The organism is Pararhizobium capsulatum DSM 1112 (assembly GCF_030814475.1).
Classification (GTDB): Bacteria; Pseudomonadota; Alphaproteobacteria; order Rhizobiales; family Rhizobiaceae; genus Pararhizobium; species Pararhizobium capsulatum.
This window is the reverse complement of record NZ_JAUSVF010000001.1, coordinates 3,887,938-3,901,394: the sequence shown is the minus strand read 5'-3', so window position 1 is coordinate 3,901,394 and position 13,457 is coordinate 3,887,938. Positions and strand designations below refer to the sequence as shown.

At 60.7% G+C, this 13,457-nt stretch carries 14 protein-coding genes; 10 read left to right on the top strand and 4 right to left on the bottom strand.

Going from position 1 to position 13,457, the window contains the following annotated elements:
* Nucleotides 1-103 precede the first annotated feature (103 nt).
* From QO002_RS18780 to QO002_RS18765, 4 genes are all read left to right on the top strand, one after another.
* Nucleotides 104-742 (top strand): J domain-containing protein, encoded by a 639-nt coding sequence (locus tag QO002_RS18780; RefSeq protein ID WP_307233515.1) that lies wholly within the window; start codon nucleotides 104-106, stop codon nucleotides 740-742.
* Between the two features lie 77 nt (nucleotides 743-819).
* Nucleotides 820-1,815, top strand: coding sequence for a cobaltochelatase subunit CobS (gene cobS / locus QO002_RS18775; RefSeq protein ID WP_307232419.1), 996 nt, complete (start codon nucleotides 820-822; stop codon nucleotides 1,813-1,815).
* Nucleotides 1,816-1,818: 3 nt separating this feature from the next.
* Nucleotides 1,819-3,723, top strand: coding sequence for a cobaltochelatase subunit CobT (gene cobT / locus QO002_RS18770; RefSeq protein WP_307232417.1), 1,905 nt, complete (start codon nucleotides 1,819-1,821; stop codon nucleotides 3,721-3,723).
* A 106-nt stretch (nucleotides 3,724-3,829) separates the two neighbouring features.
* The gene (locus tag QO002_RS18765) at nucleotides 3,830-4,861 is read left to right on the top strand and encodes an esterase-like activity of phytase family protein (RefSeq protein ID WP_370878520.1); all 1,032 of its coding nucleotides are present in this window, start codon (nucleotides 3,830-3,832) and stop codon (nucleotides 4,859-4,861) included.
* Between the two features lie 43 nt (nucleotides 4,862-4,904).
* Here QO002_RS18765 and QO002_RS18760 read toward each other — a convergent pair whose 3' ends face one another.
* Complete coding sequence (locus tag QO002_RS18760) at nucleotides 4,905-5,549, bottom strand: queuosine precursor transporter (RefSeq protein WP_307232415.1); 645 nt, start codon at nucleotides 5,547-5,549, stop codon at nucleotides 4,905-4,907.
* Between the two features lie 139 nt (nucleotides 5,550-5,688).
* Nucleotides 5,689-5,979 (bottom strand): 50S ribosomal protein L28, encoded by a 291-nt coding sequence (gene rpmB, locus QO002_RS18755; protein WP_307232413.1) that lies wholly within the window; start codon nucleotides 5,977-5,979, stop codon nucleotides 5,689-5,691.
* Nucleotides 5,980-6,316: 337 nt separating this feature from the next.
* Between rpmB and QO002_RS18750 the strand changes: the two genes are divergently transcribed.
* The 3 genes from QO002_RS18750 (at nucleotide 6,317) to yddG (ending at nucleotide 9,300) form a co-directional block, all read left to right on the top strand.
* Nucleotides 6,317-7,093, top strand: coding sequence for a DUF3108 domain-containing protein (locus tag QO002_RS18750; protein WP_307232411.1), 777 nt, complete (start codon nucleotides 6,317-6,319; stop codon nucleotides 7,091-7,093).
* A gap of 274 nt (nucleotides 7,094-7,367) precedes the next feature.
* Nucleotides 7,368-8,261, top strand: a complete 894-nt coding sequence (locus QO002_RS18745) for a sensor domain-containing diguanylate cyclase (RefSeq protein ID WP_307232409.1) — start codon at nucleotides 7,368-7,370, stop codon at nucleotides 8,259-8,261.
* A 148-nt stretch (nucleotides 8,262-8,409) separates the two neighbouring features.
* The gene (gene yddG, locus QO002_RS18740) at nucleotides 8,410-9,300 is read left to right on the top strand and encodes an aromatic amino acid exporter YddG (protein WP_307232407.1); all 891 of its coding nucleotides are present in this window, start codon (nucleotides 8,410-8,412) and stop codon (nucleotides 9,298-9,300) included.
* On the opposite strand, the gene QO002_RS18735 is transcribed toward yddG, so the two are convergent.
* Together QO002_RS18735 and gloB are read right to left on the bottom strand one after the other, a co-directional pair.
* Nucleotides 9,301-9,738, bottom strand: a complete 438-nt coding sequence (locus QO002_RS18735; RefSeq protein ID WP_307232405.1) for a cupin domain-containing protein — start codon at nucleotides 9,736-9,738, stop codon at nucleotides 9,301-9,303.
* Nucleotide 9,739: 1 nt separating this feature from the next.
* Entirely contained in the window at nucleotides 9,740-10,510 is a 771-nt protein-coding gene (gene gloB, locus QO002_RS18730; RefSeq protein ID WP_307232403.1) for a hydroxyacylglutathione hydrolase, read from the bottom strand.
* A gap of 73 nt (nucleotides 10,511-10,583) precedes the next feature.
* Here gloB and QO002_RS18725 point away from each other — a divergent pair, with 73 nt between their 5' ends.
* From QO002_RS18725 to QO002_RS18715, 3 genes are all read left to right on the top strand, one after another.
* Complete coding sequence (locus QO002_RS18725; RefSeq protein WP_307232401.1) at nucleotides 10,584-11,348, top strand: class I SAM-dependent methyltransferase; 765 nt, start codon at nucleotides 10,584-10,586, stop codon at nucleotides 11,346-11,348.
* Between the two features lie 81 nt (nucleotides 11,349-11,429).
* Nucleotides 11,430-12,530, top strand: a complete 1,101-nt coding sequence (gene hisC / locus QO002_RS18720; protein ID WP_307232399.1) for a histidinol-phosphate transaminase — start codon at nucleotides 11,430-11,432, stop codon at nucleotides 12,528-12,530.
* Nucleotides 12,531-12,532: 2 nt separating this feature from the next.
* The gene (locus QO002_RS18715; protein WP_307232397.1) at nucleotides 12,533-13,456 is read left to right on the top strand and encodes a prephenate/arogenate dehydrogenase family protein; all 924 of its coding nucleotides are present in this window, start codon (nucleotides 12,533-12,535) and stop codon (nucleotides 13,454-13,456) included.
* Nucleotide 13,457 lies beyond the last annotated feature (1 nt).

The window sequence follows — 13,457 nt, the reverse complement described above, 5'->3', positions numbered from 1 at the left end:
GCGTTGCGCTCCGGCGGGATGCCTGCGCGGTGCAAAATAGTCGCAAAGAGCCTGCAACATTCCCATTTGTCAATTCTTGTTGTGATCCCAGCTACACCCCATAATTAGCGCCATGAAACTCGATTCAAAATATTTCGACGGGATACGCACCAGTCGCCGCCGCGCAGCCCAGAAGCCGGAGCCTATGGCGCCTGTCTGTCAGTGGGACGGCTGCGAGGAAAACGGCGTGCATCGCGCGCCGGTCGGCCGCAATGCCGAAAACGAGTTCTTCATGTTCTGCTTCGAGCATGTGAAGGAATACAACAAGGGCTACAATTACTTCTCCGGCCTCTCCGACAACGAGATCGCCCGCTACCAGAAGGAGGCGCTCACCGGCCATCGCCCGACCTGGACCGTCGGCGTCAACAAGAATGCCAAGAACGCGCCGACCCAGTCGCAGATGCGCTCCGGATCCGCCGGTGCACAGGCCCGCATGCGTGACCCCTTCGGCTTCGTAGAGCAGGCGCGTGCCCGCGCGCCCAAGCAGGAGCCGCGCCAGCGCAAGCTGAAGACACTGGAGGCAAAGGCGTTCGAGACCCTCAGCGTCCATGCGAATGCGACGGCCGCCGAGATCAAGGCGGCCTACAAGGAGCTGGTGAAAAAGCATCACCCTGACGCAAATGGCGGAGACAGGGGTTCCGAAGAGCGTTTTCGCGCGGTTATCCAGGCTTACCAATTGTTAAAACAGGCTGGCTTCTGCTAGGAACCCGTTCTAATACAGTCGCGACATTTTGAAGACGATATACGGGAACGCCCTGATGTTTCCGTGCTGGAGACATGATGAGCAAGGTAGACCTCGATATTTCCAATCTTCCCGATACGACCGTTTCCGTCCGGGAAGCCTTCGGCATCGATAGCGACCTGCGCGTGCCGGCCTATTCCAAGGCCGATGCCTACGTGCCGGATGCGGACCCGGATTATCTCTTCGATCGCGAAACCACGCTCGCCATTCTCGCGGGCTTTGCCCACAACCGCCGCGTCATGGTCTCCGGCTATCACGGCACCGGCAAGTCCACCCATATCGAACAGGTCGCAGCGCGCCTGAATTGGCCCTGCGTGCGCGTCAACCTCGACAGCCATGTCAGCCGTATCGATCTCGTCGGCAAGGATGCGATCGTCGTCAAGGACGGCATGCAGGTCACCGAGTTCAAGGACGGCATCCTGCCCTGGGCCTACCAGCACAATGTCGCTCTCGTTTTCGACGAATATGATGCCGGCCGGCCGGACGTGATGTTCGTCATCCAGCGCGTGCTCGAATCATCCGGCCGCCTGACGTTGCTCGACCAGAGCCGCGTCATCCGTCCTCACCCGGCATTCCGCCTGTTTGCAACCGCAAATACCGTCGGCCTCGGCGATACGACCGGCCTCTATCACGGCACGCAGCAGATCAACCAGGCGCAGATGGACCGCTGGTCGATCGTCACCACGCTGAACTACCTGCCGCATGACAACGAAGTCGATATCGTTGCCGCCAAGGTCAAGGGCTTCACGCAGGCCCGCGGCCGCGACACGGTGTCGAAGATGGTGCGCGTGGCGGATCTCACCCGCGCCTCCTTCATCAACGGCGATCTGTCGACCGTCATGAGCCCGCGTACGGTGATCACCTGGGCCGAAAACGCCTATATCTTCGGTGATATCGCCTTTGCGTTCCGTGTCACCTTCCTCAACAAGTGCGACGAACTCGAGCGTGCGCTCGTGGCCGAGCACTATCAGCGCGCCTTTGGTGTCGAGCTGAAGGAAAGTGCCGCCAACATCGTGCTCGAAGCCACGGCCTGATCCATGGCGGGGCGGGGCGACAATTCAAAAGCCAGGCCGACCGGAACTGTCGATGTCGAACCGTTCCGCCGGGCCCTGACCGGCTGCGTCCGCGCCATCGCGGGCGATGCCGAGGTCGAGGTGGTGTTTGCCAACGAGCGCCCCGGCCTTGCCGGCGAGCGCATCCGCCTGCCGGAAATCTCCAAGCGCCCGACGCGCCACGAACTTGCGGTCACCCGCGGACTTGGCGACGCTATGGCGCTGCGCAAGGCCTGCCATGACAATCGCATTCACGCGACCATGTCACCGCAGGGTGCGGATGCCCGTGTCATCTTTGACGCAGTCGAGCAGGCTCGTGTCGAGGCAATCGGCGCGATCCGCATGGAAGGTGTTGCCGAAAATCTCTCCTCGATGCTCGAGGAGAAATATTCGAAATCGAACTTTGCCGCGATCGACCGTCAGGCCGATGCGCCGCTTGCCGAGGCACTGGCGCTTCTCGTGCGCGAAAAGCTGACCGGCCGCCGCGCCCCGTCGAACGCCGGCAAGGTCGTCGATCTCTGGCGCGATTTCATCGAGGAAAAGACTGCCGGCGATTTCACGAACCTCTCTGCTGTTGTCAACGACCAGCAGGCTTTCAGCCGCGTCGTTCGCGACATGCTGACCGCGATGGATGTGGCGGAAAAATACGGCGACGATGACATCGAGCCGGACGATCAGGACACCCAGACGGACGAAGACCAGCCGCGCAGCCAGGAGCAGGACGAAAACAGCTCCGATGAGGATGCCGGCGACGAAGCCGCCCCCGCCGAGGAAAACCAGTCTGCCGAAGAGCAGATGGAAGAAGGCGAGATGGACGGTGCCGAAATCTCCGAGGACGAAATGTCCGATGATGGAGAGGACGACAGCGAGACCCCCGGCGAAGTCAAACGCCCGGCAACGCCCTTCGACGACTTCAACGAGAAGGTCGACTACGCAATCTTCACCGAGGAGTTTGACGAGACAACCTCGTCCGAAGAGCTTTGCGACGAAGCGGAGCTCGATCGCCTTCGCGCCTTCCTGGACAAGCAGCTTGCCCATTTGCAGGGCGCCGTCGGTCGTCTCGCCAACCGGCTGCAGCGCCGCCTGATGGCGCAGCAGAACCGCTCGTGGGAATTCGACCTCGAAGAGGGTTACCTCGATTCGGCGCGGTTGACGCGCATGATCATCGACCCGATGCAGCCGCTCTCCTTCAAGCGGGAAAAGGATACCAATTTCCGCGATACGGTGGTGACGCTGCTGATCGACAATTCCGGCTCCATGCGTGGGCGTCCGATCACCGTTGCCGCCACCTGCGCCGATATCCTGGCGCGCACGCTGGAGCGCTGCGGCGTCAAGGTCGAGATCCTCGGCTTTACCACCAAGGCCTGGAAGGGTGGGCAGGCGCGTGAAAAATGGCTGGCAAGCGGCAAGCCGCAGGCACCCGGCCGCCTCAACGACCTGCGCCACATCATTTACAAGTCGGCCGACGCTCCGTGGCGCCGTGCCCGGCGCAATCTCGGCCTGATGATGCGTGAGGGCCTGCTCAAGGAAAACATCGACGGCGAGGCGCTGATCTGGGCGCACAATCGCCTGCTCGGTCGCCCCGAGCAGCGTCGTATCCTGATGATGATCTCCGATGGTGCGCCGGTCGATGATTCGACCCTGTCGGTAAACCCCGGCAACTATCTGGAGCGGCACCTGCGCGCTGTCATCGAACAGATCGAGACACGCTCGCCGGTCGAACTCTTGGCGATTGGCATCGGCCACGATGTGACGCGCTACTACCGCCGCGCCGTCACCATCGTCGATGCTGACGAGTTGGCCGGTGCGATGACCGAGCAGCTTGCCTCGCTCTTCGACGATGAAAGCACGCGGCGCCGGTCGGCCGGTGCGATGCGCCGGACAGGCTGATTTTCAACAGAGGCTGCCTTGGGAAACCCAGGCAGCTTTTTTCATCTCATTGTTTTGATGCGACTGCAAACCTGCTTATTTTCCTGAAATCGCTTCTGATATTTTAATGCCCGCTTGCCGGAAGGACTTTCATTTGAGAGCGACGTCGATTGCCCTTTGTGCCGCGCTGCTGTTGCAGTCGGCGTCTTTCACGTACGCCGATCCCCTTCCTCCGCAGGAGGTCGTACCGGTCGAAAGCCGCCAGATTACCAATTTCAAGATAGGCTCGGACGACACGGTCTTTGGCAAGCTGGAGTTCATCGGCGGCATCGAGATGTCGTCTTCCAACGCCCTGCTGGGCGCCATCTCCTCGATCCGGTTCCGTCCGGACCACCAGTCCTTCGTTGCGGTCATGGATACGGGCCACTGGCTGGAGGGCAGGATTGTTCGCGATGCCAATGGCAAGCTCAGTGGGGTCAAAGACCTGACGGCCACCTCGATGATGGACAAGAATGGTCGCTCAGAGCAGGTCAAGAGCCGCATGGATGCCGAGGGCCTTGCCTTTCGTAACGGTGAAGTTCTGGTGAGCTGTGAGGGCCTGCACCGCGTGGATGCCTATCCCGACCCGGGCTTCTCGCAGGCAAAGCCGCTGCGCAGCCTGCCGCTTCTGCTCCCGGTAAAGCAGCTTCGCGATAACCGCTCGCTGGAAACGCTTGCGGTTGCCCCGTTGTCAAGCCCGCTCGGGGGCGCGGCCGTCATCGTGACGGAGGCGAGCTTCGACAGGAACAATCACCTCTTTGCCGCCATCCTCGATGGCCCGCTGAAGGGTACCTTCGGCGTTATCCACAAGGCGCCCTTTGCCGTGACGGATGGCGCCTTCCTGCCGAATGGCGATCTTCTTCTGCTAGAACGCCGCTTCAGCTTCTCGCAGGGGATCGGCATGCAGATCCGCCGCATTCCAGGCAGCGAGATTCGCCCGGGGGCTGTTGCCAAAGGCGAGGTGCTGATGCAGGCCGACATGGGTAATCAGATCGACAATATGGAAGGGCTGGATATCGTCATCATGCCGGATGGCGACATCCGCATCATCCTCGTTTCCGATGACAATCACTCGATTCTGGAACGAAACCTGATGCTGGAATTCCGACTGAAGCAGTAATTGCCTGAACAAAGAAAGGGCGCCAGCGGCGTCCTTCAATGTATCAACCCTGTGCGGAAGCCTTCAGGCCCGGCATCGGCTTGATCACGCTCATCAGTGCGCCGTAGGGCAGGAGCATCACCAGGCCGACGGTGATCTTGACGCTGAGGTCACCCAGCGCCCAGGAGATCCAGCGAGGCGCCTCTGCGGAAAGAAGGCCGAGGATCGGCGCGTTATCCAGCGCGAAGGGATCGTTAGGCCCGAAGATCACGAAGAACGGCGCAAAGGCAAACGAGAAGAAGATCGCTGTGTCAAGAAGCGAGCCAACCAGCGAGCCGATCAGCGGCGCACGCCACCAGCTCTGACGACGCAGGCGGTTGAACACCGAGATATCCAGGAACTGGCCAAGCAGGAAGGCCGAGCCGGAGGCGATGGCGATGCGCGGTGTGGCGAGGAAGATCGAGAAGCCGATGGCCACGACAAAGCCGGCAATCACGACGCGGCGTGCAATGGCCGGGCCGAACTGGCGGTTTGTAAGGTCGGTGACGAGGAAGGCGATGGGGTAGCTGAAGGCGCCCCAGGTCAGGAGATCGCCGAGCTGCATGCCGGCGATGCTGCCGGGGAGCGGGTACTGGACGAGAATGTTGGAGGCGATGACCACGAGGGTCATCATCGCGACATAAAGTGCAAACGTGCGTGCTTGAAGCATTTTTTTATCCTGGGGTATGCCACCAGTTGGAGGGACGGTCGCCTGCGGAAGTCCGCACGCGGATGAAAGTAAAGCGGTCACACGAAAAAGGCTCGCCTCCTGAAAGGCAAGCCTTTTTGTTCAAACCGGATAGAGCCGATTAAGCGGCTTCTGCGGTCTTCTTGGCGATCTGGCGGCGCAGCAGACGAGCGCGCATGGACAGTTCGTTTTCAGAGGACTTCAGCAGGAAGGCATCAAGGCCGCCACGGTGTTCGACCGAGCGCAGGGCCGCAGCCGAAACGCGCAGACGATAACGCTGGCCGAGCGCGTCGGAAATCAGCGTGACGTTGCACAGGTTCGGAAGGAACTTGCGCTTGGTCTTGTTGTTAGCGTGGCTGACATTGTTGCCCGACTGGACGCCCTTGCCGGTCAATTCGCAACTACGGGACATTGTGCACCTATTTTCTTTTCGCCGTCGTACAATGCGTTTGCGGGCCTAGAGCCCAGGCCGCATTCCCACTGGCCATGATTGGAAAGTTGCGGTTCTATAGTCAGAGAAGCTTGGCGCGTCAAGCCAAACCTTCCATTTCAGGGAAAACTCTTGAATCGCTGGCCGCCTTCGCCAGCATTTTCCCAAATAAATCACCCGATTTGGTTGCGCGAAGAGATACGCTGGCAATTCCACTTTTGAAAGCCCTCCATTAAGGATAGGCAGAACAGAAGCGGCGCAGAAATGCCGCAAAGACGCCCTATCTGCTAAGATTGTGTTGATCGTAGAAGGTGACGGAATGAACTGGCGGAGCAATGTGGCCGTGCTCGTGGCATTGGTCTCCATGACCTTATCCACAGGAAGCGTTCAAGCCACCGAGATCAAGCACGTTACCGACTACAGCATTTCGCTCGCCGGCCTGCCGATCGCCAAGGCTTCCTTCCATACGGAGCTCGATTCGGGTCACTATCGGATTTCCGGCACGCTGAAATCCGCGGGGATAGCCGATATCCTGGCCAGCACATCGGGTCAGACGTCCGTATCCGGTACTGTCGGGAGCGATCGGTTGAATGCCTCGGAATATTCCATGCGCTATCAAAGCGGCAAGAAGGCGCGCGCGATCGATGTGCAGTTTGCAAATGGCAACGTGACATCCGCGACCATGACGCCGGCCCGCCGCATCCCGAAAAACTGGGTGCCGGTCACCAAGGGCGACCTGCGCAATGTCGTGGATCCGCTCTCCGGGCTGATCTTCCCCGCAAAAACCCGTGTCTGCCCCAAGACCCTGCCGATCTTCGACGGCGAATCGCGGATGGACCTCAAGCTGTCCTCCAAGGGCACGCGGCCGTTCAAGACCGAAGGGTTCAGCGGCGACGTCATCGTCTGCGGCGTGAAGTTCGTGCCGAAATCCGGCTACCGCAAGGGCCGCGACGACGTGGAATACCTGCGAAAGCTCGAATCGATGGAAATCTGGTTTGCCATGGCTGAAACAGTGAATGTCTATGCCCCGGTCTATGTCCGGATACCGACGAGTTTGGGGCCGGTGACGGTCTGGGCGACTAGGTTTGGGGACTGATGAGGGGACCCCCCTTTGCTGAGGCCGAAGGCAACCGAGACGAACGGTGAAGGCGCCGAGGTTGATCGCTTGGGCGCCAAGGGCCCATCAAGCTACCAATCGAGGATGTTCTTCGTTGTTCCAGCGCCCAGCATTTAGAAAAATGAAATGCTACCGTGGTAATCTGGAGGAACTAGGAGGCTGATTTGCAAAAGAAATACGCGCAGTGAGCGAGTGCACATTTCGGGTATTTTTCTCGCAGGGCCGTGTCGTTAGGTACGTGGGAAAGTGACCCTTGTTTACGCAGCAGCAATTAACTTCAATTCTTTCCTCCCTTCCAGATCCCGCATTCATTCTCACGCGCAGTGGCCGTTATGCGGCAATATTCGGCGGGAAGGACCTCCGGCACTATCACGATGGTAGCACGCTTGTCGGGCGCAGCATGTTTGATGTGTTGAAGGAGGAGAAGGCGCAATGGTTCGCCGCCGAAATTGAAAAGGCACTAGAAAGCGGTGTCCTTCATATCGTCGAATATGAACTTAGCGGCAGCGACGTGAAAGGAGCTGGCGACGGACCCGATTATTCCATCTGGTTCGAAGGACGTGTTCAGGCGCTGAGTTTTCCGGTCGAGGGCGAAGCTGCCGTCGTTTGGGTGGCGAGCAATATCACCGAAAAGAACGACGTTCAGCGAAAGCTGCGCCAACTGAGCGAAACGGACGCCCTGACGGGACTATACAACCGACGGAAGCTGCTCGAGACCCTGGACCACCGGTTGGAGATATTTGAACGCGAAAGGTCCCAGACTTCGGTCCTGGTTTTCGATCTGGATAATTTCAAACGGCTCAATGATGAGATGGGACACCATGCGGGTGATGCGGCCCTCGTGGAAATAGCGCGGCTATGCCGCCAGCATCTGCGCCAGAGCGATGTAATTGCGCGTTTCGGTGGAGATGAATTCGTCGTTGTGATGCCTGGCACCCGTCGTGGCGATGCCTTGGAAATCGCTGAGCGACTGCGCGAAAATATTCCGATCGTTCTCAGGGAAAGTCTGCGTTGCGAATCGACGATCAGCGGCGGTGTCAGCGAATTTGGCCAACCCGATCGTTTTTCCAGCGATATCCTGAAACGCGCCGATGAAGGGCTTTATCTGTCGAAACGGGCCGGGCGCAACCGGGTGTCGGCTCTGTAAATGCCCATCGCGATGTTTCGTTGCGCCGCAGGGCCGAATAAGGCAACGGAATGGTGCGCATAGCCAAGTGACAACCGGGGCCTTTTGAGGCAGAAGCGACATTTGAGACTATCGTGTACACCGCCCTCAAATGTCCACGGAGAACGACGTGAATGTCAAGGCAACGCTGATCGGCTTTTCCGCCATTCTCATGTGGTCGCTGCTGGCGCTGTTCACGGCCGCCTCCGGCACCATGCCGCCCTTCCAGCTCAGCGCCATCTGCTTTGCCATCGGCAGCCTGCCGGGCATCGCCGTCCTGATCTGGAAGCCGGAGCGGCTGGCGCTCTTGAAGCAGCCGGCCAAGGTCTGGATCGTCGGCATTGCCGGCCTGTTCGGCTATCATTTCCTTTATTTCACCGCGCTCCGGAATGCGCCTGCCGTCGAGGCCGGGCTGATTGCCTATCTCTGGCCGCTGCTGATCGTCGTCGGCTCGGCCCTGCTACCGGGCGAGAGATTGCGCTGGTTTCATATCGTTGGCGCGGTCTGCGGCCTGTTCGGAACGATCCTGATCGTCGCCCGCAATGGCGTGCAGTTCGACGAGGCCTATACGCTGGGTTACGGTGCCGCACTGGCCTGTGCATTTACATGGTCGGCCTATTCGCTGCTCAGCCGCCGCTTCGATGCCGTCTCGACGGATGTTGTCACGGCCTTCTGCCTTGCGACCTCCGTCCTCTCGTTCATCTGCCATCTCGGGCTTGAGCAGACCGTCTGGCCCGAAACCTCGGCGCAGTGGCTGGCCGTGCTCGGCCTTGGCCTTCTGCCGGTGGGTGCTGCCTTCTATGCCTGGGATTATGGCGTCAAGAACGGCGATATCCAGCTTCTCGGCGTGGCAAGTTATGCCGCGCCCGTTCTGTCGACGCTCATTCTCGTTCTCTTCGGTTTTGCCGAGCCGTCCTGGCGCATCGCGCTCGCCTGCGTGTTCGTCACCGGCGGCGCCGTGCTTGCGGCGCGCGACGTGATCTTCCGCAAGATGCGCAGGGAGACGCAGCCGGCCGAGTGATCAGGCGGATGGCGGCTGCCAGTCGTCAGCGGCCATCTCGAAGGCGGAGAAGACGAAGCCCGGGGAAACCGTGCAGCCGACCAACGTCCAGTCTCCCAGCGATACCGCCGCCTGCCACCAATTCGGTGGGACCAATGCCTGGGGCCTCTCGCCAGCCAGAATATCCTTGCCGAGCGTGATCGTGCTCGCCGGCTTGCCCTCTTCGGCAAAACTCAAGGCCAGGGGCGCTCCGGCGTAATGATGCCAGACTTCGGCGGCGTCGCGGACGCGGTGCCAGTGCGAGCGATCGCCGGCTTCGAGCAGGTAATAGATCGCCGTGGAGTGGCCGCGCGAGCCGCCCTGCAGGTCGCGGAAGGTCTGGAAGTACCAGCCACCTTCCGGATGCGGCTCGAGTTTGAGCGCGCGGATGATATCCGCCGTCTGCAAGGTCTCGCTCATCTCAGAAATTGTCCTTGCGCTTGCGGATTTCGGCAAAGACCTCGGTATCCGATGCCGTTTCGCGCCTAAGATGTTTGCGGATCGCTGGATCCTTTGCCCGCAGGAAAGGATTGGTGCGCTTCTCCAGGCCGATCGTGGTCGGCGCGGTAAAACCTCCCTTGGCGCGCAACGCCTCGATATCTGCGGCGCGCTTTGCAAGCTCTTGATTGTCGGGATCGACGGTCACGGCGAAACGGGCGTTGGACAGTGTATATTCATGGCCGAAATACACGGTGGTTTCGTCCGGGAGCAGCATGAGCTTCGACAGCGACGACCACATATCGGCTGGCGTGCCCTCAAACAGGCGGCCGCAGCCAAGCGCAAACAGCGTGTCGGCGGCGAAAAGCAGCTTATCGTCTGGAAAGTAGAAGCAGATGTGGCCACCCGTATGGCCGGGCGTCTCGATCGCCTCGACCGGATGACCCGCGAAATCGAAGTCGCCGCCGCCGCCGATTGTCATGTCGATGCCCGGGATTTTCGATGCTTCTTTGGCAGGCCCGATGATCGCGCAGTCGAACCGCGTCTTCAGCGCCAGATTGGCTGCCACGTGGTCCTGATGATGATGCGTGGTCAGGATATGCGTCAGCATCCAGCCGCGACGCTGGAGGGCATCGAGGATCGGCTGTTCTTCAGGCGCATCGATGGAGGCGGTGGTACCGGTTTCAGGGTCATGGAGCAGCACGCCGAAATTGTCGGTACGGCAAAGGAAGAGTTCGATTTCGAGCGCGGCCATGACGGTTCCCGTTCAGCTGAGTCGCAGGGAATGTAGCGGGACATGGCTTGAAGTCCAGCCATGGCGAACTAACATGAGCCCCATGCACGCTGATATCGTCGACCTTCGCCAGTTCTATCATTCCCAGCTCGGCCGGTTCGCCGAGCAGTCTATTTCCATGGCGCTGTCGTCGCTCTGGGCGCGGCTGCCGGAAGAGCGACTGGTCGGCCTTGGTTATACCATCCCTTATCTCGACCGGTTCCGTGCCGATACCGAGCGTACCTTCGCATTCATGCCGGCGGGGCAGGGGGCGGTGAACTGGCCGGTGGCTGAGCTCTCCTCCACGGCGCTCGTCTTTGACGAGGAGCTGCCCTTGCCCGATTCGTCGATTGACCGGGTGCTGATGGTGCATTCGCTGGAGTTCGCCGAAAACCCGCGCGAGACGATGAAGGAGCTCTGGCGGGTTCTGGCGCCGGGCGGACGCCTCGTCATCGTCGTGCCCAATCGTCGTGGCGTGTGGGCGCGCATGGAGCATACACCCTTCGGTTCAGGTCGTCCCTATTCGCGCGGCCAGCTGACCTCGCTGCTGCGCGAGACCAATTTCACACCGGGTGCTTCGGCAGAAGCGCTGTTCTTCCCGCCCTCGAAGCTGAAGATGGTGCTGAAGCTCAGAAGCGGGTTTGAAAAGTTGGGCCGTTCGCTCTGGCCCGTCTTCTCCGGTGTCATCATCGTCGAAGCGCAAAAGCGGCTTTACCAGGGGCTTCCGGTTGCCGCCCGCGCCTCGCGCCGGGTCTTCGTGCCGGTCCTTGCACCGCAGGGCGTTCCGACGACCCGTGAAAGCGTGGCGAAGGGGCGGTGACCGCGGCGAAACCCTCGACAAGATCGCCTTGGATCGCTATTGCCAAAGGCCTTGTTTAACAGCTCTCGAAAGCCCAATCCCATGACGACTGCAAACGCCCCCGCGCCGCGCCCCGGTATTCTCGATATCGCCGCTTACGTGCCGGGCAAGGAGCATGCTCCGGGCGTCGCCAAGGTCTACAAGCTTTCCTCCAACGAGACACCGCTGGGCGCAAGCCCCAGCGCGATCGAAGCCTTCCAGAAGGCCGCCGCCAGCCTTGAGCGTTACCCGGATGGTCAGGCGACTGAGCTGCGTGAGGCGATCGCCGCGACCTATGGGCTCAACACGGCCAACCTGATCTGCGGCAACGGCTCCGACGAACTTCTCGGCCTGCTCTGCCACGTCTATCTCGGCACCGGCGACGAAGGCATCATCACGGAGCACGGCTTCCTCGTCTACAAGATCCAGATCCAGGCCGCGGGTGCTACGGCAGTCGTCGTCAAGGAAAAGGATTGCCGTGTCGATGTCGACGCCATTCTCGCTGCCGTGACGGAGAAGACCAGGATCGTCTTTCTCGCCAATCCGGCAAACCCGACCGGCACCTATGTCCCGGTCGAGGACGTCCGCCGCCTGCAGGCCGGCCTGCCGAAGCATGTCATCCTGGTGCTGGATGCAGCCTATGCGGAATATGTCCGTCGCAACGACTATGAAGCCGGCGTCGAGCTGGTCTCGTCCAACCAGAACGTCGTGATGACCCGCACCTTCTCCAAGATCTACGGTCTTGCGGCGTTGCGTATCGGCTGGATGTATGGCCCGCTGGCCGTGATCGATGCGCTCAACCGCGTGCGCGGCCCATTCAACATGAATTCGCCGGCTATTGCCGCCGGTGCTGCCGCCATGCGCGACCAGGCCTTTGTCGCCACGGCCATCGAGTACAACAATGAATGGCTCGGCCGTGTCACGGGGGCGCTGTCCTCGCTCGATCTCAGGGTTACCCCGTCCGTCACCAATTTCGTCCTGATCCACTTCCCAGATATCGATGGCAAGCGGGCATCGGATGCAGACGACTTCCTCACGAGCCGTGGCTACATCCTGCGCGCCGTGCGCGGCTATGGCTTCCCTAATGCCCTGCGCATGACCATCGGCTCGGAGGAAGCCAATGAGGGCGTGATTGCCGCGCTCGCCGAATTCATGGGCCGGTGATCATGACGAAGCAATTCGAAACCATCGCGCTGATCGGCATCGGCCTCATCGGCTCGTCGTTGGCACGCGAGATCAAGGACAAGGGACTGGCTTCGACAGTTGTCGTTTCAAGCCGAAGCCCGGACACGCTGAAGCGGGCAGAACAGCTCGGCCTCGGTGATCGCTATACACTGAGTGCTGCCGATGCGGTGAAGGATGCCGATCTGGTGATCGTTTCCGTCCCCGTCGGCGCCTCCGGCGCTGTCGCAGAGGCAATTGCTCCGCATCTGAAGCGCGGTGCCATCGTGACGGATGTCGGCTCGACCAAAGGGTCCGTCATCGCCCAGATGAAGCCGCATATGCCAAGCCATGTGCATTTCATTCCCGGCCACCCGATTGCCGGCACGGAATATTCCGGCCCGGACGCCGGTTTCGTCGGCCTGTTCAAGGGCCGCTGGTGCATCCTGACGCCGCTGCCGGATACGGACGCAGACGCCAAGGCGAAGCTGCGAGTTTTCTGGGAAACGCTCGGCTCCATGGTCGACGACATGGACCCGGAACACCACGACAAGGTGCTGGCGATCGTCTCCCACCTGCCGCATATCATCGCCTACAATATCGTCGGCACGGCCGATGACCTGGAGACGGTGACCGAATCGGAAGTCATCAAATATTCCGCCTCGGGTTTCCGCGATTTCACCCGTCTTGCGGCGTCTGATCCAACCATGTGGCGCGACGTCTGCCTGCACAACAAGGATGCGATCCTTGAGATGCTGGCGCGATTCTCGGAAGACCTCGCCTATCTGCAGCGGGCGATCCGCTGGGGCGATGGCGACAAGCTGTTTGATCTCTTCACGCGCACCCGCGCCATCCGCCGCTCCATCGTTCAGGCCGGCCAGGATACCGACATGGCCGACTTCGGCCGCCATGCCATGGATCAGAAGTAGC

What these genes read in the sequence shown, in the direction of transcription:
- QO002_RS18735 (WP_307232405.1), bottom strand. Translation starts at nt 9,738, where the DNA reads ATGAGCGAGACCTTGCAGACGGCGGATATCATCCGCGCGCTCAAACTC.
- QO002_RS18765 (WP_370878520.1), top strand. Translation starts at nt 3,830, where the DNA reads ATGCCCGCTTGCCGGAAGGACTTTCATTTGAGAGCGACGTCGATTGCC.
- QO002_RS18760 (WP_307232415.1), bottom strand. Translation starts at nt 5,549, where the DNA reads ATGCTTCAAGCACGCACGTTTGCACTTTATGTCGCGATGATGACCCTC.
- cobT (WP_307232417.1), top strand. Translation starts at nt 1,819, where the DNA reads ATGGCGGGGCGGGGCGACAATTCAAAAGCCAGGCCGACCGGAACTGTC.
- QO002_RS18725 (WP_307232401.1), top strand. Translation starts at nt 10,584, where the DNA reads ATGAGCCCCATGCACGCTGATATCGTCGACCTTCGCCAGTTCTATCAT.
- rpmB (WP_307232413.1), bottom strand. Translation starts at nt 5,979, where the DNA reads ATGTCCCGTAGTTGCGAATTGACCGGCAAGGGCGTCCAGTCGGGCAAC.
- QO002_RS18715 (WP_307232397.1), top strand. Translation starts at nt 12,533, where the DNA reads ATGACGAAGCAATTCGAAACCATCGCGCTGATCGGCATCGGCCTCATC.
- gloB (WP_307232403.1), bottom strand. Translation starts at nt 10,510, where the DNA reads ATGGCCGCGCTCGAAATCGAACTCTTCCTTTGCCGTACCGACAATTTC.
- QO002_RS18750 (WP_307232411.1), top strand. Translation starts at nt 6,317, where the DNA reads ATGAACTGGCGGAGCAATGTGGCCGTGCTCGTGGCATTGGTCTCCATG.
- hisC (WP_307232399.1), top strand. Translation starts at nt 11,430, where the DNA reads ATGACGACTGCAAACGCCCCCGCGCCGCGCCCCGGTATTCTCGATATC.
- cobS (WP_307232419.1), top strand. Translation starts at nt 820, where the DNA reads ATGAGCAAGGTAGACCTCGATATTTCCAATCTTCCCGATACGACCGTT.